At 41.2% G+C, this 17990-nt stretch carries 17 protein-coding genes and 1 rRNA gene; 1 reads left to right on the forward strand and 17 read right to left on the reverse strand.

Annotated elements, in window-relative coordinates:
- Positions 1-140: 140 nt before the first annotated feature.
- The 3 genes from rrf to G6Q06_RS05035 all read right to left on the reverse strand — a co-directional run bounded on the left by rrf (position 141) and on the right by G6Q06_RS05035 (position 2473).
- Positions 141-256: ribosomal RNA gene (rrf, locus tag G6Q06_RS05025) — 5S ribosomal RNA — on the reverse strand.
- A gap of 270 nt (positions 257-526) precedes the next feature.
- Positions 527-1606 carry a C45 family autoproteolytic acyltransferase/hydolase gene (locus G6Q06_RS05030; protein WP_163532927.1) on the reverse strand — a complete coding sequence of 360 codons (1080 nt, stop codon included), beginning with the start codon at positions 1604-1606 and terminating at the stop codon, positions 527-529.
- A 9-nt stretch (positions 1607-1615) separates the two neighbouring features.
- Complete coding sequence (locus G6Q06_RS05035) at positions 1616-2473, reverse strand: polysaccharide deacetylase family protein (RefSeq protein ID WP_163534802.1); 858 nt, start codon at positions 2471-2473, stop codon at positions 1616-1618.
- A 109-nt stretch (positions 2474-2582) separates the two neighbouring features.
- Between G6Q06_RS05035 and G6Q06_RS05040 the strand changes: the two genes are divergently transcribed.
- On the forward strand, positions 2583-3710 hold the full coding sequence (locus tag G6Q06_RS05040) for a glycerate kinase (protein ID WP_163565910.1): 1128 nt from the start codon (positions 2583-2585) through the stop codon (positions 3708-3710).
- A gap of 814 nt (positions 3711-4524) precedes the next feature.
- On the opposite strand, the gene fliY is transcribed toward G6Q06_RS05040, so the two are convergent.
- The 14 genes from fliY to fliI form a co-directional block, all read right to left on the reverse strand.
- Positions 4525-5406 carry a flagellar motor switch protein FliY gene (gene fliY / locus G6Q06_RS05045; RefSeq protein ID WP_163532924.1) on the reverse strand — a complete coding sequence of 294 codons (882 nt, stop codon included), beginning with the start codon at positions 5404-5406 and terminating at the stop codon, positions 4525-4527.
- Positions 5403-6464 carry a flagellar motor switch protein FliM gene (gene fliM / locus G6Q06_RS05050; protein WP_163532923.1) on the reverse strand — a complete coding sequence of 354 codons (1062 nt, stop codon included), beginning with the start codon at positions 6462-6464 and terminating at the stop codon, positions 5403-5405. The genes fliY and fliM overlap by 4 nt, the downstream gene beginning before the upstream one ends.
- Positions 6457-7167, reverse strand: coding sequence for an RNA polymerase sigma factor FliA (locus G6Q06_RS05055; RefSeq protein ID WP_163535035.1), 711 nt, complete (start codon positions 7165-7167; stop codon positions 6457-6459). Before G6Q06_RS05055 ends, fliM begins: the two co-directional genes overlap by 8 nt.
- 3 nt (positions 7168-7170) lie before the next feature.
- Positions 7171-7482 carry a hypothetical protein gene (locus G6Q06_RS05060; RefSeq protein WP_163532921.1) on the reverse strand — a complete coding sequence of 104 codons (312 nt, stop codon included), beginning with the start codon at positions 7480-7482 and terminating at the stop codon, positions 7171-7173.
- Between the two features lie 8 nt (positions 7483-7490).
- Positions 7491-8363, reverse strand: a complete 873-nt coding sequence (locus G6Q06_RS05065; protein ID WP_006564388.1) for a P-loop NTPase — start codon at positions 8361-8363, stop codon at positions 7491-7493.
- Positions 8360-9691, reverse strand: coding sequence for a flagellar biosynthesis protein FlhF (flhF, locus tag G6Q06_RS05070; RefSeq protein ID WP_163565911.1), 1332 nt, complete (start codon positions 9689-9691; stop codon positions 8360-8362). The genes G6Q06_RS05065 and flhF overlap by 4 nt, the downstream gene beginning before the upstream one ends.
- Positions 9688-10170 (reverse strand): 2-amino-4-hydroxy-6-hydroxymethyldihydropteridine diphosphokinase, encoded by a 483-nt coding sequence (folK, locus tag G6Q06_RS05075; protein WP_163533181.1) that lies wholly within the window; start codon positions 10168-10170, stop codon positions 9688-9690. Before folK ends, flhF begins: the two co-directional genes overlap by 4 nt.
- Positions 10171-10177: 7 nt before the next feature.
- On the reverse strand, positions 10178-11197 hold the full coding sequence (locus G6Q06_RS05080) for an aminopeptidase P family protein (RefSeq protein ID WP_163565912.1): 1020 nt from the start codon (positions 11195-11197) through the stop codon (positions 10178-10180).
- The gene (aroQ, locus tag G6Q06_RS05085) at positions 11194-11685 is read right to left on the reverse strand and encodes a type II 3-dehydroquinate dehydratase (RefSeq protein WP_163499266.1); all 492 of its coding nucleotides are present in this window, start codon (positions 11683-11685) and stop codon (positions 11194-11196) included. Before aroQ ends, G6Q06_RS05080 begins: the two co-directional genes overlap by 4 nt.
- A gap of 57 nt (positions 11686-11742) precedes the next feature.
- Entirely contained in the window at positions 11743-13383 is a 1641-nt protein-coding gene (locus G6Q06_RS05090) for a methyl-accepting chemotaxis protein (protein WP_163565913.1), read from the reverse strand.
- A gap of 94 nt (positions 13384-13477) precedes the next feature.
- Positions 13478-14269 carry an HpaA family protein gene (locus G6Q06_RS05095; RefSeq protein ID WP_163532918.1) on the reverse strand — a complete coding sequence of 264 codons (792 nt, stop codon included), beginning with the start codon at positions 14267-14269 and terminating at the stop codon, positions 13478-13480.
- 75 nt (positions 14270-14344) lie between these two features.
- A complete protein-coding gene (locus tag G6Q06_RS05100) occupies positions 14345-15325 on the reverse strand; it encodes an iron-sulfur cluster assembly scaffold protein NifU (RefSeq protein ID WP_006564382.1) in 981 nt (326 codons plus the stop codon).
- 9 nt (positions 15326-15334) lie between these two features.
- Positions 15335-16516: a NifS family cysteine desulfurase gene (locus tag G6Q06_RS05105; protein ID WP_163565914.1), complete on the reverse strand. Its 1182-nt coding sequence runs from the start codon at positions 16514-16516 to the stop codon at positions 15335-15337.
- A 134-nt stretch (positions 16517-16650) separates the two neighbouring features.
- Positions 16651-17955, reverse strand: coding sequence for a flagellar protein export ATPase FliI (gene fliI, locus G6Q06_RS05110; protein ID WP_163565945.1), 1305 nt, complete (start codon positions 17953-17955; stop codon positions 16651-16653).
- Positions 17956-17990 lie beyond the last annotated feature (35 nt).

Raw genomic sequence — 17990 nt, forward strand, 5'->3', positions numbered from 1 at the left:
CTAGGCTAGATTGGACTATGTAGAGATATTGTTTCATGTGCTTCCTAAAGGTTTTAAAGAGAATATTCTCTAGTATTTTAACACATGCGAAGGACTGGTAAATTGATAGATTAACGGGTATGGATAGCTGTTTTGGCTTTCCCCCGCATCACCCTACTTTCCCACTCTTGCAAAGAGCAGTATCATCGGCGTTAGAGAGCTTGACTTCCAGGTTTAGGATGGAGCTGGGTATTTCCTCTCTACTAGGGACACGGGAGAAAAAGCAAGCTTTTTCTATAGTGAAGCTCTCCTTTGAGTGTAGCTTTCTTTAAGTAAACTTCCCCTTAGCTCAGCTTGCAGTAAAGCTTTTAGCGTAGCTTTCTCTGTAGTGTATAAGCTTTTGTAAAAAAGTAAACTTTAACTTCCTACAACTTTGCCACACACAAAAGCTTAAATTGCTTAAAACTTTAAGATTTCTTTAACTTAGACAATCTAAGAGGCTATGATCTTTCTGTCAAACACATGGCTTTTATGTGGCTAATGTGATCTAAAATCTCACCAAACTATAGGCCGTATTGACAGGAGTGCCGGGGGCTAAATAAAACTCTTCTCTGGATAAGTCCATAATCATGCTAAAAACCGTGCTCATGCGTTTTGCCTCAGCTTCTCTAGTATCATCAAAACGACAAATGCTATCAGGGTAGCTAATCGTATCACCCAAAAATCTTTGCATGTCCTCTATACTGACCTTACGCTTTAGGTTTTTGATGAGTTTTTTCATTCTCCCTAGTCTTTGGTAGGTATCAGGCAGAGCACAGCGCGTGGTATCTTTAAAATGATTGAGTCTAGGGCTAATGAAATGATTGGTGTGTACTAAAAAATCCTCATCTGCATAAAAAGCATCATGGCAAGCAGGCCCCACTTCAAGAGATATAGCCTCTCCTCTTTTATCTGCTAGCATAAAATGCGCACAACAAGCCAAATTTACACTTGTTGCTGCACGGATAGCATCGCTAAGTGTAAAACTATCTAATATCCCCCTTAAGGCTATGTGTAAGGGAATGGTTTTGCCCTCTATCCTTGCATCACTTGCCAAAGCATTCAAGCACACCCCCACCCCAGCGCTATTTAAGCCAATTTTACCAATGATCCCCGCTTCTGTAACCATGCTAATATTAGGTTTATCTTTTTGTTTGAGATGCAACAAAATGAGCGCGTCCTTAATACTTGTTTTCCAATCCCAGTTTTGTCCCAGTAAAACACGCCCGCTTGCGCTTAAATCCGGCGTGAGTGCAAAGGTTGTACAGCCATCTGTTATCACCTGTCCGCCCTGCAGTACGATCTCACTTCTAGTATTGAGCGCTAGAATTTCCTCCAGTAGAAAGCCAGAACCCTCCGCAAGGCCCTTCATCTCCTCTAAATAGGCGCTATCATATGCCTTAATGCTTGGGATAAAACTAGAAGCGTATTTTAAAGCATCCTCCCACTTGATATTAGAATAATCCCAAAACATGGTTTTGTAAGTTTGTATGCTGCACTCCACCTGCTTTTTTGCCTCTTTGCCATGCACAAAGCCTAACTCATAGGGGCTACCCTCTGCTATGACTTTTGGGAATAACACACTCATTGCCACCCCTTAGTCTGCAACAAAGTTTGCGCCTATCTCTTTGGCCGTAGCAAACCACGCACCCCTATCATCCATGTAAGCAATTAACTTTTCAAGCATGGTAATCATATGGGCTCTTCCCATTGTTTGTGGGTGTGTTGTGAGCATGTAACATGCCCCTTCTAGTTTGACTCCATAATCAAAAATGGCCGCCCATCTATCAAAAATATCCCCCGTTGGTCTTTGCCCTTCTTGTCCTCCTGTTAAATATTCAGTTTGGGGGAAATCATCTAAATACCATGAAACAGGCAATTCAAGAATTTTAGAGGGCTCACCAAATTCATTGGCCTTGTCTGAATGGGTGATAACAGGGCGTGGGTAATAGGGGTGCAGATCATTACCCATTAGCGAGCTATCGTATTTAAACCCGTATTCCTCTAAGATGCTTAGGGTATTGGGGCTAAAATCCCAGTAGGGTGAGCGATAAGTTACAGGGCGGGGTGCTTTGATCCTCTCAAAGCTTTCTAATGCCATGTCCATGACCTTTTTTTCTTCCTCTAAAGTGGCATTTGTAGGATTTTCATGGATATAGCCATGAGCGGCTATTTCATGCCCTGCATCGATGATCTCCTTACACACATCGCTAAAAGTATCTAGCGTGTGCCCTGGAATACACCAAGTAGTAGCGATGTTGTATTTTTTAAATAGTTTAAGTAAACGCGGCGTACCCACAACCGCTCCAAATTCCCCACGACTCATGTAAGCTGGACTAAGCAGATTAAAAGAGCCATCCCAGATGCTTTGTGCGTCTAGATCACAACCAATACTCACCGCTATTGTTTTTCCTTTTGGCAATTTGATTTTGCCAGACTTTTGACCATAAGCCATGTTTTCTCCCTTATTATTTTCCCCTATTTTACCCCCCCCCCCCCCCAACATGAGGTAAATAAGAACATTTTTTGTTGTTTTGGCTTATCATTTGATTAAAGGAAAAACCATGAAATTTATTTTAGCCCCGGATTCTTTTAAAGAGAGCATGAGTGCTAAAGAAGCAGCTTTAGCGATGGAAAAAGGGATTAAGCGGGCAATGCCTGAGGCGCTTTGTGTGCGCGTACCTATGGCTGATGGAGGTGAGGGGACTTTAGAGGCTTTATTAGAAAGTAGAGGCGGAAAGAGGGTTTTAGTAGAGGTAAAAGATCCGCTTATGCGCAGAATTCAGGCAAGCTATGGGATTTTAGAGGGAGGTAAAAGTGCTGTGATTGAAATAGCACAGGCAAGCGGCATTCATTTAGTAGACAGAGAGCAAAGAAACCCTTTACTAGCAAGTTCTTATGGAGTGGGTGAGCTAATTAAAAACGCCCTAGATAGAAAAGTGAAGCATATCTTAATCGGGCTTGGAGGGAGTGCAAGCAATGACGGGGGTGCGGGGATGTTAAGAGCTTTGGGGGCGCGCTTTTTAAACAAGGAGGGCAAAGAGCTAGAAGAAGGCGGTGCAGCGCTGAAAAATTTAAATCGCTTAGATTTAAGTGCCTTAGATTCCCGGCTTAAAAGTGTAGCCATTGAGGTGGCTTGTGATGTGAATTGTGAATTGATAGGAGAGCAAGGGGCTTCTGTGATCTTTGGGGCACAAAAGGGGGCTAGTGCAAACATGATTAAAGAGCTAGATACAGCCTTAAGCCATTATGCACAAAAAATCAAGGAGCAGCTAGGGGTAGATATAGCCCATGTAGCTGGAGCGGGGGCAGCTGGTGGGCTTGGAGCGGGGACTTTGCTTTTAAATGCTTGTTTACAAAGAGGAATTGATCTAATCATCAAGCACACACAATTAGAGGAAAAAATAAAGGGGGCGGATTTTGTCTTTACAGGCGAGGGGAGTATTGATTATCAAACCTTATTTGGTAAAACCGCTTTAGGGGTGTCTTTGGTGGCACAAAGGGCTAAAGTACCTGTGGTGGTTTTTGCGGGCAATATCGGCAAGGGAGCGGAGGCTTTATATGATTATGGAATACAGGCTATGTTTGGGATTCTCCCCGGGGTGTGTGATTTAAAACAAGCCTTAAAAGAGGGGGCTATTAATTTACAAAATGCCACTGAAAATGTTGTGCGGCTTCTTAGATTGAACTAAATTAAGTTACTAAGAAAATGTGATAAGGATGCGATCTGTAATGGAAGTACAAATACGGGGCTGTGGCGATTTAATTGTGGTGGTAAAATTGTTTATTGTGAAGTGCCCAAATGCTAAAGATATTTAGGCTTGCTAGCTGTGTTGCCTGTAGGGAGGTTTGGTTTTCACTCTGTGCCTCTATAGTTAGAGATTTTAATAGAATTTAAGCCACCAACGCATTCTCTAAGATCAAGTCGCATAACTGGGGCGTAGCTTTTTTAGCACTCCCTGCTATAAATACAAATGTATGAAAGAGTTATATTACAAAATAGTGCATTCTCCAACATGCTAAAGAAAGTTAGAAGATAAGAAAGAAATAATAGATTGTAAGAGCAACTTAGCATGATTTTGCCCTTGCTATGGCTTACGCATTCTTTTAGAGGCGTGTGGAGTATTTGAGCGCCAGCCTATAAGCACCAACAACATGTTTACTGACTGTGCCGTAAAGCCCCCAGTTTTAGCTAAGCGGATTAAGGCGCATGCTAAAAGGTTTTGTGCTATAACCGTCAGAGTAAGGGCTCAACTCTAAAGAGTAGAGGCTGTAGACTGGCCTAGCGCTCAAGCCTTGATGATCCCATCAATCCCGCAAGCTTAACGCGCGGGGAGTATGTCAAAAGATCAGGATGTGGGTGCGTTATTTGTGATGCGCATAATTTTAAATGAGAATTTTTAAAAACTGCCTAGATAAAATCTGCTATATCCTTTGGGGATAAACAAAAATCTTAGAGCACGCCCTACAGCAAAACCAAGCGCACAGAAAACGATTAAAAAATAATTAGCTATTTTTAAGTTGTTCTAGGCGTTCTTTTCTCGTTCCAATTTCAGTAATCTGGATACCAAAGTTGCCATCTACAATCACCACCTCGCCCTTAGCAATCACCTTATCATCTACTAAAATTTCTAAAGGATCATTGACCATTTGGTTAAGTTCAACCACACTACCAATATCCATAGAAACAACATCTTTTAAAATCATCTTTTTTTGCCCAATCCGCACCCTGACATTGAGTTTAATATCTAAAAGCATATTAATATTGCGGATTTCGGTTTGTTCTAAGGGGTGATCACCATCTACATGATCGTTATTATGCTGTACCACCGGGATATTTGGCATAGCTGGGCCCTGGATAGGCTTAGAGATATTTTTAATCGCTTCTTTTTTCTTAAAGGTTTCAATAAAAAGCCCACCGCAAAAAATAAAGAAACTAGACTGGATCTGATCTAAAGAAAAGCTAAATTCAAAACCATCGCTATAGGGGTCTAGTAAAGAAGCATCGTGGGCAAAAACCGCCCCCTCTATTTCAAAACTTAGCTTGGGTAACACTTCTTGGGATTTTAAAGCCGTTGTGAGCGCTCCAAATACATTAGAACCAATTTCTTTAATCGCATCTAAATCATCTGGTTCTAAGGTTTCTTTACTCTTGCCTTCACCTCCTACCATTAAATCTGCTAAAGCTGTAGCCATAGGAATGGGGATAGCTAGGGTGATGGTTAGATTGGTATCTGCGATATGGACATTAATTGAAGCGTTATTGACAAAAATAAAATCCCCGACAGAAATTTCACTTTTAAGTGCCACTTCAGGAACTTTGCCTAGTAAACCGCCAATGGTAGAAGTAAATTCTTGTGTAAAGAGTTTTAAGAAATCATCAATCATTCTTCTTCCTCCTTAATATTGCCGATTTTGATTTTGCGTTGGTTTTCTAGCACTTCTAAGATTTCTTTAACGCGATCTTTTTCTGTTTGAATCACTTCTTTAATTTGGATAGTTTTGCGATAACCCTTATACCCTACAGTGGCTAAGTAGCGCTCTTTTTTATCAATATTGACCATCACAACATCATTAGCCACTTTATTTAAGCGAATCGTATCCCCCACCACTAAATCTAAAACTTCCTTCAAAGTTAATTGTACGCCCCCTAAAAAGGCCGCTACATCTACACTAGCCCCCCCAACTAAAGCCTGCAATTCCTTATTACGACTCTTTTTAGAACTCGTCTCAGTAAGCATCACATCGCGATTACCCATTTTAGATAAAATCCCCTCAATAGAAATCACCGGATAACACAAGTTCATCATGCCACGGCTATGCCCAATGACAATTTCCATAACCACCATGATCACAATCTCATTTTGCGCCACAATTTGTACCACATTAGCACTTGATTCTTTTGCATCAATGGTTGGGTAAAACTCTGTAACAGGACTCCAAATCTCTTTTAAAATCTGCATCACTTGTTTTAAAATCGTATCTAAGAGGTTTAACTCAATATCGCTAAATTCGCGCATTTGATCATAAGCACTCCCCTTACCCCCTAAAAGTCGATCAATCATAGGAAATACAATACTAGGGTTAACCTCTAATACCCCATTGCCCCCTACTGGTTTCATAGAAAACACATTAAAGCTAGTAGGGCTTGGCAAGCTCATTAAAAATTCCCCATAGGTCATTTGATCTACGCTATGTAGTTGAATCTCTACAATACTGCGCATAATGGCTGAAATTTGGCTAGAGAGGCTTCTGGCCATTTTGTCATGGATACTTCTAAAAGAGCGCAATTGTTCTTTACTAACCCGATTGGGGCGCTTAAAGTCATAAAGTGTAATTTGCTTTTGGGGGATGATCTCTCGTTTTTGAATCGTGCTAACATCATCGCCCTCATCAACCACTTCTAAAAGCGCATCGATCTCTTCTTGACTTAAAATATCAGCCATGCATGTCTCCTAGAGATTTACGGATTTTTTTGATCACCTCTTTAATGATTTGAGAAATACGCGATTCTGTGATGCCTAAAATTTCTCTAATTTCGCTTAAATTTAGCTCTTCAAAAAAATATAGCTGGATTACCAACTGCTCGCGATCAGACATCGTTTTTAAAATCATCTGGGTTGCTTCTACTAGCTCTTCAAATTCTAATTTTTTAGTCATCGTGTCTTGTTCAATCGCGTTAAATTGCTCATCTATGGGCACATGGACATAAATATCTGAAGCGACCTTTGCATCGCGGATTTTAGAAATATCCTCCCCTAAAACCTCAGCCAAATACACATCATCGGGTTCTTGCCCGTGCACATTATAATACTTAGAAATTTCATGATCGATATTTTTAATGAGTTTACGCGAGGAGCGCGACACCACATCTAAAGAGCGCAAATAATCAAGCATCGCCCCATTCACCCGTGTTTTAGCATAACCCCAAAAAGAATCATTAAGCGCCACATCATAACGCCTTGAAAGTTTGATTAATTCCTCAGTTCCGGCAGAAACTAGATCGTTAAAATCTACAGAACTAGGCAAGCGCTCTTTAAGACGAAATGCCATAGAGCGCACGGCGGGTAAATATTGGATAGCTAATTCATTCTGGGAGTTTTGGATATGGACATCGTAAGGTGCGCTTTTTTTATGGATATCACCCACGCCCTAATCCTCATTGTATTCATAGTTGCGTACATAGTTGAGCAGATCTTCAATCTCTCTTTCGCGCTGTACAAATTCTTTATTAAAATAGACTAATTTACGCTCCAAATCTGCTTTATTTAAAAGTTTTTTACGCGGAGAGACAAATCCCATATAAATGGAGGCAAAAAATAAAATAATGAGATAAAACCCCACAGTAGAAATAAGAGTCCCAAATAAAATATACTCGGGTTGATCAAACTTTAAAAGAGATAAGATGAGACCGATAAAAAACCCCCCAACAATGGAAAAATTCACAAAATTTTCTAATTTCATGCTACACCTCACAAGTACCGCAATAAACGCTTGAAAAACCCAATAAAATTATCCTTAGGGGTTTCTAGTACGCCTTGTTCTATTTTCATCGTTAAAATCTTAACAATTTGATTCATAGAAAAGGAAAATGCGTTAAAGGGTTCGCTTTTACAGAGTAGTTTACGATCTTTAATGGATCGTTTAACGGCGTTGTTATTTTGGATATACCCCAAATAGTTTAAAGTCATGTTAGGGATATTCTCCTTAGCCACCCTTTGGATACCGCCAAAAATTTGTAAACCCTTCTCAGCTGAATCGACCATATTAACCAGTACAAAGGCATCATCTTTAGTTTTAGAATTAACTTTAATCGTGGTATAGGCATCTGTAATGGCTGCTGGATCAGAAGTAGTGATCACCACCACACAATCACTAGCCCGTAAAAATGCCTGAGTAAACTCCCCAATGCCAGCCCCTGTATCAATGATCATATAATCTAAATCATCTAATAGATTTTCCTCATCTACAAAACTATCTAAAATATCCTGACTGACATATTTAAAGATTTCCTCCCCACTATCTCCGGGCACTAAATAAAACCCCTCTTCAATGGGATAAACTACTTCGCTAAAATGCGCCTCACCGCGCAAGGCGTGTAAAATATTTTTGGTGGTTTTAATGCCAAAAATAATATCCAAATTGGCTAGGCCAATATCGGCATCTAAAACCCCTACCTTATAACCGGCTTTAAATAAGCTGTAGGCTAAATTAGCGCTAATTGTGGACTTACCCACCCCCCCCTTGCCACTAGTGATGGCTACAAATTTAGTCTTGCCTCGTTTGTTAAAAATACTTTGCGGTTCCATGATGTGTTCTAGACCACTTGCTTGATTTTGTTTCATGCTTTCACCCTACCCGGATGGATAAATCCATCTAGCATGCAATCTACCAAATAATCGTTACTAGCTACGAGTAAATCCATCGGCACTTCTTGCCCAATGGAAAGATAGCTAATGGGTTTTTTACTTTCATAAACCAAAGAGAATAAATTCCCAAACCCACGACTTTCATCTAATTTAGTAAAGATCAAACTATCAATTTCTAATGGACTAAAAGCCTGATAAATATCCTTCAAATCCTCATACTTCGTTGTTAAAGACAAAACTAAAGTCGTGTCAATTTTATACCCATTTTCTGTAAATTTCTTTAAATTCTCAATCTTTTTGCTGTCATGTTGGGAATGCCCGGTGGTGTCAATAAGCACCACATCGCAGTACTCTAAAGCCTGCATTTCTCTATCAAAATCTTGGGTATCCATAACCGTTTCAATGCTAATTTTCATCTTTTTAGCATACCACACGAGTTGTTCAACCGCTCCAATGCGATAAGTATCCAAAGTCAAAATCCCCACCTTGTATTTTTTATCTAGCATTTTAGAATACCGCGCGGCTAGCTTGGCTAAAGTGGTGGTTTTGCCCACCCCAGTAGGCCCTACTAACATCAAAATCTTTTTGTAATTTAGATCTAAACCCTCATGGCGGCAATAAATCATCTTGCGCAAAACCTCCCTAAAGTAGCGCTTCACCGTAACAGAGTTTTCCCGCATTTTAACCGGCATAAGCTCTAAACTAAGGCGCATGATCTCATCTAAATGCACTTTAGCCATGCCACTTACCTTAGCCAAGCGGTAGATTTCAGCAAACTCATGGGGAATGATAAAATTTTGTTCTTTTTCCTCACTCCAAACCATGTTTTGGATGAGTTTTAAATTATCATTGATTTTATTAAGTTCGCCCTTGATAGAGTGTAACGCCTCATCTTGCTTTTTAGGGTCTTCTTCTAAACGCTTTTTAGCATCTAATAAACTCGCTTGTGCGATTTTTGCTAACCCTTCAGAAGCATTTAGAGTATCTTGTTTCTCTTGGGAGTTTTCTTTTTCTACTCCGGCTAATTTGCGCATCTCTTTAATGGTCTCTGAAAGTTCGACTGCAACGCTATCTTGTGGATCTTCTTTAGTGGGCTGGCGGATATTTTCTAATCTTTGTTGTACATTGTTATTTTTAGGCGCGTCTTGATCGACTGCGACCACTACCTCATAGAGCCCGGGCTGGGTTAGAGTTTTTTTGCGAATTTCTTTGGCCTTTACCACTAAGGCATTATGGCCATGTTCACTCTGGGCAAGTTTAAGCGCCTCTGCTGTGGTTTCTCCGCTATAGGTATAGAGTTTCATATCTCTTTCCATGCTAGGCGTTGTAAAATTAAAGGAATGAGTACCGATTCTCTATGCGCCCATTCTGGATGGGGGAGAGTAAGATAGGGTTGTTTATAGATCAAATCATTATAAAAAATAAGATCAATATCTAGGGTTCTGGGCGCATTTTTAAAAGCTCTTTGGCGTAATCTGCCCCAACGGCGTTCTAAATAAAAGATAAGCCCAAAGAGTTGGCTAACCCCCCATTTAGTTCTAAAAGAGAGGGTTGCGTTATAAAAATCTTGCTGGTTTATATAGCCAAAGGGCGGATTAAGATACAGCGGGGAGGAGTGCAAACAAGAAAAAGCCTTATGTCTAGCAAAATAACGCCATAGCGATTCAAAAATTTTTAGGGAGTTGCCCATATTGCTCCCAAGTCCTAGCACCACGATGTTTTTTAAGCGTTCTGTGCGTTGGCATTTTCTGGGAAAAAAAGCAGAGTACACCACGGTGCGCATCGCTCCATTAAAGAATGACAGCCCTTGCATGCTGCATCACCACTAGATCCTCAATCCGCACGCCGTACTGGCCGGGGATATAAATACCCGGCTCAATAGAAAAAACCATGCCTTCCTCAATAATGGTCTCACTCCTAGCGGAGATAAAAGGTAATTCATGGATATCTAAACCAATGCCATGCCCTGTGCTATGAGAAAAGAATTTCCCATAACCTGCCTTTTCAATCACACCCCTAGCTATTGCATCAATTTCTTTACCTGTCATGCCCACTCTTGCGCGCTCAATGGTGCTTTCTTGTGCTTTGCGTACAGTGTCATAAATCTTTTGTAATTCCTTGTCTTTAAAAGACTGCTCTTTATGAAAACCAAAATCATGGGCAAAAAAAGCGCTACGGGTGCGATCAGAACAGTAGCGCTTATATTTAATCCCCATGTCTACTAAGAGCAAATCTCCATGCCCTAATGAATCTAAACTAGGCAATGCATGGGGTTTGGCTGCATTGGAATTAATCGCAACAATGGGCTCAAAACTTAGATCAAATTCCCCTACACGGGTTAAAAACTCCTTGACTTTGAATTGCAAAAAGCGTTCTGTACATTCTGTTTTGTCTTGTAAATAATGCGCAAAGTGATCAAAGGCCTCTTTGTTGAGTTCTTGGGAGCGTTTGATAAGGGCAATTTCATCTGGGTTTTTGATCATGCGTTGTTTTCTATGAAAATCTGGCTCAGCGATGAGTTTAGTAGCGCTCAAATTAGCCTCTAGGCGTTTATAAACCTGCAAGCTAATTTGGTTTGAATCAAAATATAATTCTTTGATCCCCTTAGATAAATTAAGCATTTCACCCCATAGATCCGTAGCTTCTACCACCTCAGCGTTGCAGATATTTTGGCGTGCCTCCAAAGTGTAGCGCGCATCAGTGATAAAAAACGCCTGATCTTGCAATTGCAAAAAGATCGCATGATCACAACTATAACCGCAGGCAAAGTATTGGGCATTTTCATCGGTGGTGAAATGCGCCAAAATCACCCCTTAGCTTCAATAGATTGTTGGTTAGCCTGACTCTCTTTAATTGCTTTAATTTCAGCAAAAATTTGCATCATCGCAATCATAGCCACATGGTAGCCAAAAGCCCCAAAACCAGTAACAACCCCCGCACTCACCGCACCGGTATAGGTATTTTTACGGAAATCCTCGCGTGCAAAAATATTAGTAAGATGTACCTCAACAACGGGCATATCAGCTAGCATAATCGCATCCGCAATAGCAATAGAAGTGTGGGAGAATGCCCCGGGATTGATAATAATCCCATCGCAATCACTCCCCACACATTCTTGGATTTTATCAATGATCTCGCCCTCAAAATTGCTTTGGAAAAACTCCAATTCCAGTTCATTTTGTTTGGCAAAGTCCTCCATTTTTTCATGGATTTGCTCCAAAGTTACAGGCCCATAAAGTCTAGGGTCTCTATGGCCTAGCATATTTAAATTAGGGCCTTGGATCACTAAGATTTTCATACTAACTCCTTTAAAAATAAGGCTTTGATTATAGCATAAAACCCATGCCTACAAGTTTTAAAGCGTAAAATTGCCTACGATTTTTTGTAAGTTTGTAGCTGTGATTTCTAAGGCACTAATCTCTTGAGCATTACTTGCCATAGAAGAAGAAACCTCTGAAGCCATGCTAGCAATCTCTTGGATTTTTGTAGCCATTTGTTTGATTTGATCGTGCTGTTGTTTGGAGTATGATACGACATTTTTAACATTGCCTAAAGAATTGGTGGCTTTATCATAGATAGTTTGTAAGGCTAAGACCGCACCATCTACATATTCTTGGCTTTTTTTGATTGTATTAACCATGTTTTCCATACTCATTGTTGACTTTTTAGTTTCCTCTTGGATCAACTGGATAATGTGGTTAATCTCTTGGGTGGCCTGACCTGTGTGCTCGGCTAGTTTGCGGATTTCATCAGCCACCACTGCAAAGCCCCGCCCGTGTTCGCCCGCTCTAGCTGCTTCAATGGCCGCATTAAGCGCCAATAAATTAGTTTGATCGGCAATCCCTTGAATGAGTTCAGCACTATTCCCAATCGTTTTAGCATGCTCATTAAGCGATTGGATTTGATTAGCCGATAAAGCCGCTCCTTCTCTAATACCCTCCATACCAGAGGCCATATCCTCAATAGACTTTTTACCCTTTTCACTCAAATCCACGCTTTGTAAAGAATTAGTCTCTGTTTGCCCTACAATGCTTTGTATTTCCTGAATACTTTTTTGCACTTCCTGCATGGAGATCATGAGTTCTGAGGCCATATTTTCCTGTTTGGTTGTTTTTTCTTTAGAAACACCGGAGAGATTAGAGACAGAAAGGGATTTTTGAGAAATTTCATCTGAGGATTGGCTAATTTGTTTGATCATATGCGTAATAGAGGTTTGCATCTCTTGAATGCTATCTAAAGCGCTACCTTTAAATAGAGTAGTAATGGGTTTTGAAAGATCACCCTTTGCAATGGTGGCTATCACTTCTTTAATCTGCACAGGTTCAGCCCCTAAGGAAGCCTTGATATGGCGGGTGATGAAAAAAGCAATTGTCATGCCAATAATAATCATGACTAAGGTCATAGCTAGCATGAGAAAACTAAAATGATTGGTGATTGCAACGGCTTTTGGGGTGAGTTCTTGGTTGACATGTTCTTCATAATCAATAAATGCATTGACAGCTGCTAACCACTTGGTAAAATCGTGGGCTAGGTGATCTTGTAAAACTTGGGTGGCGCCCTTTTCATTGTTTTGGCGTTTAAAAGCGATGATTTGTTGCATTTGGGGCAAAATCACCGTTTCGATCTTATCAACATCTTTAGCAAGCTGTTGTTCGTGTTCACTCACATGGCTACTCAAACGAGCAAGCATTTCCTCTAAACTGGTTTTATTGTGTTGGTAAACTTGATTAAGTTTGTTAATTAATTGGATTTGTTGGTTAAGATGATCGCTATCTTGGGCTAAAATCACATCACGGATTGCGATAGCTCGATCGTGCACACTACCACGCATATTAATAGCGTAGCGTTGTTTTACGGCGTTATAATCGGTTAATTCTGTAAGAATACTACGGACAATACCTATTCTAACCACGCCCACAGAAGCAAGCACAACCATTAAAAGCATGGTAGCAGCAAACCCCCCAAAAAGCTTTTGAGAGATACTAAGTTTATCCATCAGTGTGTCGCCCTCCTCTTAAAATACCGATTCTATCGCCAATGTCCATCCAAGATGAGAGCAAGAAAGCTAAACGCCTTAAAAACACAAAACCCTATTTTTTAATTTGCTCAATGGCATTTCTATACCGGTTGATATTTTTATCTGTGAGTTCATCTACTAAGCGTTTCATGACAATTCTATACACTCTGTTAAGAATCCTACGGATCGCATCATCATTATTTTTATCCCGTACAAATTCAGATACAGCATTTGGTCCGGCAAATCCTCCCGAATTAGTGGGTTTATAAGTATAGATATGTGAGACAGCCTGCGCACCACCTATTTGTGCCCCAAAATTATGGATAACCCGTCCTGTTTCTGGTTCAAAGAATTTAAACCACACCGCACCTGAGCTTTGATCCACCATTGTATCTGTATCTTTTTTCTCAGGATTATCCACATCCATTTTAACATCCTCTAATATCCCTATCCAGCCTCCTACATCTGCAACAGACCACATTTTATGTTTTAAATCGGGTGTAAGTGCCTCTCTATTAGGCAAACGCACCACCTGATACCCTCTTTTTTGGAAAATTTCTTGGATTTGGCTAGCTAGGGCATCTTCAAACCGGTTAATGTAGGGCTTAAGATTATCGCTTACTTGTATATGGGGGAATAAGATGCCTACTGTGTGGTGTGTTAAAGGCTCTTGTACAATTCCAATAGGGTAGGAAAAATCTAATAAAGTGCTACCCGTAGTTTTTGGATTTGCCGCCTTATTTTGATTCTGGCTTTTATTCTGGTTTTTAGCAGGGCTATTAGAATTAGCCGTATCCATCGCACAACCCGAAAAAAGTGCCCCTACTAAACCTGCCAACAAAATCTTTTGGTGTACCCGTTGCATAAATCCTCCAAAAATAATAGATGTAAAAAACCCATATTGTACAACACAAAAGGTAAAAATACTCTTTTCTACCCCTTAAATAGGCAAAACGCGGATATGCTCATCTAGCTGATCTTGCAAAACCCCTTCAATGGCAAAAAGCGTACCACTTGCCGCACTCGCACACCCATCGCAAGCCCCCATGTAGCGGATATAAACATCTACAAATCCCCCGCCCTCTTTGATGTCTAAAATCTCTAAATTACCCCCGTCCATCATAAGCATTGGGCGGACATGGGCGTCAATGGTTTTATCAATGGCTTTAACTTTTTGCACCATAGTCATTTCTTGGAAAGCTAAATCGCCTTCTAAAGATTTTTGTGCCACCTCTTTGCGTTTTTCTGCCTCCATTTCTGCGCGTACATCTCTTAAAATATCTACCAAATAATATTCTCGCTTTTCATGCCCCCCGGGTTGTACACAACTTTTACAAAATCCCCCGGCCTTAGTGTAGTTAGTAATCTCCTCTACACTTTTTAAATCATTGAGGCGAATCACCTCTTTAATCGTGCCCAAACTCACCCGCGCACATTCACACACAATGATTTCATCCTCAAAATCCTCCGGATTTTTGCCTAAATATTGCCCGGCTGCTTGTTTGATCACATCATAAGCCATCACTGAACAGTGCATTTTTTGCCCCGGCACAGCAGGGACATCGGGGTGATCTCTAAGCCCTTTTTCTACATCTAAATTAGTGATCTTAACCGCGTCTTGTACTCTTTTGCCTAAGCAAAGTTCAACCATCATATCCGAACTAGCAATAGCTGTACCACACCCAAAGCTTTTAAATTTGGCATCAATAATGGTATCTGTCTTAGGATCAATTAGCCAATAAAGCCTTACCGCATCTCCACAAGACTCAGCCCCATAGTCTGCCACAATGAGTTTAGCCCCTCTGGCTTTTGCGTCTTCTTCTGTGAGTACCCCTAAATGTGTGGGATTATCCATGCGGCGGCTCACCTCTTTAGAATAAGCATCCCATAAAGCCCCACCTAATAGATTGTTTTTTGCCATGTTAATCCTTTATTTGCTATAGCTATAAGAGCTAGAAATATTGCGCAATCTCTTTACAGCCTTTTGGAAAACCTCAATCGTGCGCTCAATTTCCTCAGGCGTGTTAAAACGGCTCAGTGAAAAGCGAATCGCTGTATGGGCTAATTCTACATCTGCTCCAATAGCCACCATGACCGGATTAGCCCTTAAATCCTCACTTGCACACGCACTACCCGTAGAGGCAGCAATGCCGGCGCGGTTTAAATCCCAAAGCATCGCCTCGCCCTCAATCCCGCGTACGCTAATAAGTGTTGTGTTAGGCACGCGCTCTATGCGATCGCCAATCACAAACACATCTTTAATTTGCAAAAGCGCATCTTCTAAGCGATCGCGTAGTTGCCCTACAACCTCTCTTTCATAATCTAAATGCGTGTAAGCTAGGCGCATGGCCTCACCCATTCCAATAATGTAGGGCACATTAAGCGTCCCACTACGCCGCCCGCGCATATGCTCGCCCCCGTGTAAAAGCGGGGTGATCTCCACGCCTGATTTAATATAAAGGCCTCCTATGCCTTTGGGCCCATGGAATTTATGCGCGGAGAAGGAGAGAAAATCTACCTGTGCCTTTTGCACATCTACTGGGATTTTGCCAATGGCCTGCACCGCATCGCTATGGAAGAGCACACCTCTTTGTTTACAGATTTGTCCGATCGCCTCAATAGGAAAAATCAAACCGGTTTCATTATTAGCCCACATCACGCTTACAAGCGCGGTTTTATCCGTAATGGCCTCCTCTACTTGTTTGGCTGAAATAGTACCCTGTGCGTTGATAGGCAAATAAGTTACACGCATGCCTAAACTCTCTAAAAATTCACAGGTGGCGCGTACGGCAGGGTGTTCTACTTCTGTGGTGATGATGTGATCCTTGCCCTGTTTCAGATAAATATCAAAATACACAGATTTTAAAACCCAGTTGTTGCTTTCAGTAGCACAAGAGGTTACAATCACATCGTCCTCATCGTGTGCGTTAATGCCTTGATAGAGTTTTTCTAGGGCTTTTGTGATCTCAGGGTGGGTTTCTGTGCCAAATTTATGCAAAGAATTAGGGTTTCCATAATGCTCAGAAAAATAAGGAATCATGAGCTCTTGTACCAGAGGATCGACTCGGGTGGTGGCGTTATTATCTAAATAAATGCGGTTATGATTTTGCATATAAATGTCCTTAGGTAAGAAATATAAAAGATGAGGGAAAAACTAAAGGGTATAATTCTCATGCTCAAAGGATAATACTAGGCTATCCTTTATTTTTCCTAAATGTATGCAGTTTATGAGAATAACGATTAAAATTATTGCATGATCTCTTGGAGTTCTTGGATGCTTTGGCTACTTGGCACAATTTCTTCTTCCTCTTGGGCTAAAAAAGCATCCATTTTGGCTTTTTTATCCATCGCTTCGTCTAAATCTGAATCAAAACCTCGTTGATACGATCCAATGCGAATCAAAACTTCATTTTCTTTTAAAAGCGCGTAGAGTTTGCGGAATTTGCGGGCTGCTAGCATGTGATCGTGGCTACTTACCTCTTTACTCACCCTAGAGGCAGAGTGCAAAATATTAATGGGCGGATAAATCCCATGATCGGTAAGCTCACGGCTTAAAACAATATGCCCATCTAAAATACTTCTGGATTGATCAGCGATTGGATCAGAAAGATCATCGCCCTCTACAAGCACCGTAAAAAAGGCGGTGATACTCCCTTTATTTTGCTCCTTGCCTGCTCTCTCCATTAACTGGGGTAAAAGCGTAAGAGCGGAGGGGGGATAACCCTTGCTGGTGGGCGGTTCGCCTAAAGCTAACCCGATTTCTCGTTGTGCCATAGCAAAGCGCGTTACAGAATCCATCATAAAAAGTACGTCATGCCCTTGATTTTTAAAATACTCCGCTACACTCATTGCACAAAATGCCCCATATTTACGCATTAAAGGCGCATCATCACTGGTGGCTACTATTAGCACGGTGTTTTCTAAATTACCCTGTAAATTTTTATAGATAAACTCCGGGATTTCTCGCCCCCGCTCTCCAATAAGGGCAATGACTTTAATACTGGCGCTACAACCCCGCACCACCATGCCCATTAAAGTAGATTTACCCACCCCACTACCTGCAAAGATGCCTAATTTTTGCCCTTTGCCACAGGTAAGCAGGCCATCTATGCTTTTAACCCCCACGCTAAAGGGTTCATCAATGATAGCGCGATCTAAGGGTTTAATCGGGGCTAGCATTACAGGAGCAAAGCCACTAGCGCGTACAAATCCTAGTTTATCTAAAGGATTGCCCAAAGGATCTAGCACGCGCCCTAAAAGCCCCTCGCCTACTGGAAAACTCAAGCCCTCTTTGACAAACAGCACGCGATCGCCTACCCTACACCCCTCCACAAAGGAAAAAGGCGTAAAACCAAATTGGGCTTTTTCCACCACAACCACCATACCCAAACACTCCCCGCCGTCTGCGCGCTCTACTTGTACCATGTCCCCAAGAGAGGGTAAAAATCCGCTTACAAAGACCATATTAGGCAAGATTTTAACCACCACTCCATAGCGCGGAGAGAGATCGCGCTTGTGTTGTAATTGCGCCCTTAAAACTTCTAAAGACACCCTAAAAACACCCACTTTCCTTTAATTTTGGATTA

The organism is Helicobacter suis (assembly GCF_902196135.1).
Classification (GTDB): domain Bacteria; phylum Campylobacterota; class Campylobacteria; order Campylobacterales; family Helicobacteraceae; genus Helicobacter; species Helicobacter suis_A.

What these genes read in the sequence shown, in the direction of transcription:
- G6Q06_RS05030 (WP_163532927.1), bottom strand. Translation starts at nt 1,606, where the DNA reads ATGAGTGTGTTATTCCCAAAAGTCATAGCAGAGGGTAGCCCCTATGAG.
- G6Q06_RS05035 (WP_163534802.1), bottom strand. Translation starts at nt 2,473, where the DNA reads ATGGCTTATGGTCAAAAGTCTGGCAAAATCAAATTGCCAAAAGGAAAA.
- G6Q06_RS05040 (WP_163565910.1), top strand. Translation starts at nt 2,583, where the DNA reads ATGAAATTTATTTTAGCCCCGGATTCTTTTAAAGAGAGCATGAGTGCT.
- fliY (WP_163532924.1), bottom strand. Translation starts at nt 5,406, where the DNA reads ATGATTGATGATTTCTTAAAACTCTTTACACAAGAATTTACTTCTACC.
- fliM (WP_163532923.1), bottom strand. Translation starts at nt 6,464, where the DNA reads ATGGCTGATATTTTAAGTCAAGAAGAGATCGATGCGCTTTTAGAAGTG.
- G6Q06_RS05060 (WP_163532921.1), bottom strand. Translation starts at nt 7,482, where the DNA reads ATGAAATTAGAAAATTTTGTGAATTTTTCCATTGTTGGGGGGTTTTTT.
- G6Q06_RS05065 (WP_006564388.1), bottom strand. Translation starts at nt 8,363, where the DNA reads ATGAAACAAAATCAAGCAAGTGGTCTAGAACACATCATGGAACCGCAA.
- flhF (WP_163565911.1), bottom strand. Translation starts at nt 9,691, where the DNA reads ATGAAACTCTATACCTATAGCGGAGAAACCACAGCAGAGGCGCTTAAA.
- folK (WP_163533181.1), bottom strand. Translation starts at nt 10,170, where the DNA reads ATGCGCACCGTGGTGTACTCTGCTTTTTTTCCCAGAAAATGCCAACGC.
- aroQ (WP_163499266.1), bottom strand. Translation starts at nt 11,685, where the DNA reads ATGAAAATCTTAGTGATCCAAGGCCCTAATTTAAATATGCTAGGCCAT.
- G6Q06_RS05090 (WP_163565913.1), bottom strand. Translation starts at nt 13,383, where the DNA reads ATGGATAAACTTAGTATCTCTCAAAAGCTTTTTGGGGGGTTTGCTGCT.
- G6Q06_RS05095 (WP_163532918.1), bottom strand. Translation starts at nt 14,269, where the DNA reads ATGCAACGGGTACACCAAAAGATTTTGTTGGCAGGTTTAGTAGGGGCA.
- G6Q06_RS05100 (WP_006564382.1), bottom strand. Translation starts at nt 15,325, where the DNA reads ATGGCAAAAAACAATCTATTAGGTGGGGCTTTATGGGATGCTTATTCT.
- G6Q06_RS05105 (WP_163565914.1), bottom strand. Translation starts at nt 16,516, where the DNA reads ATGCAAAATCATAACCGCATTTATTTAGATAATAACGCCACCACCCGA.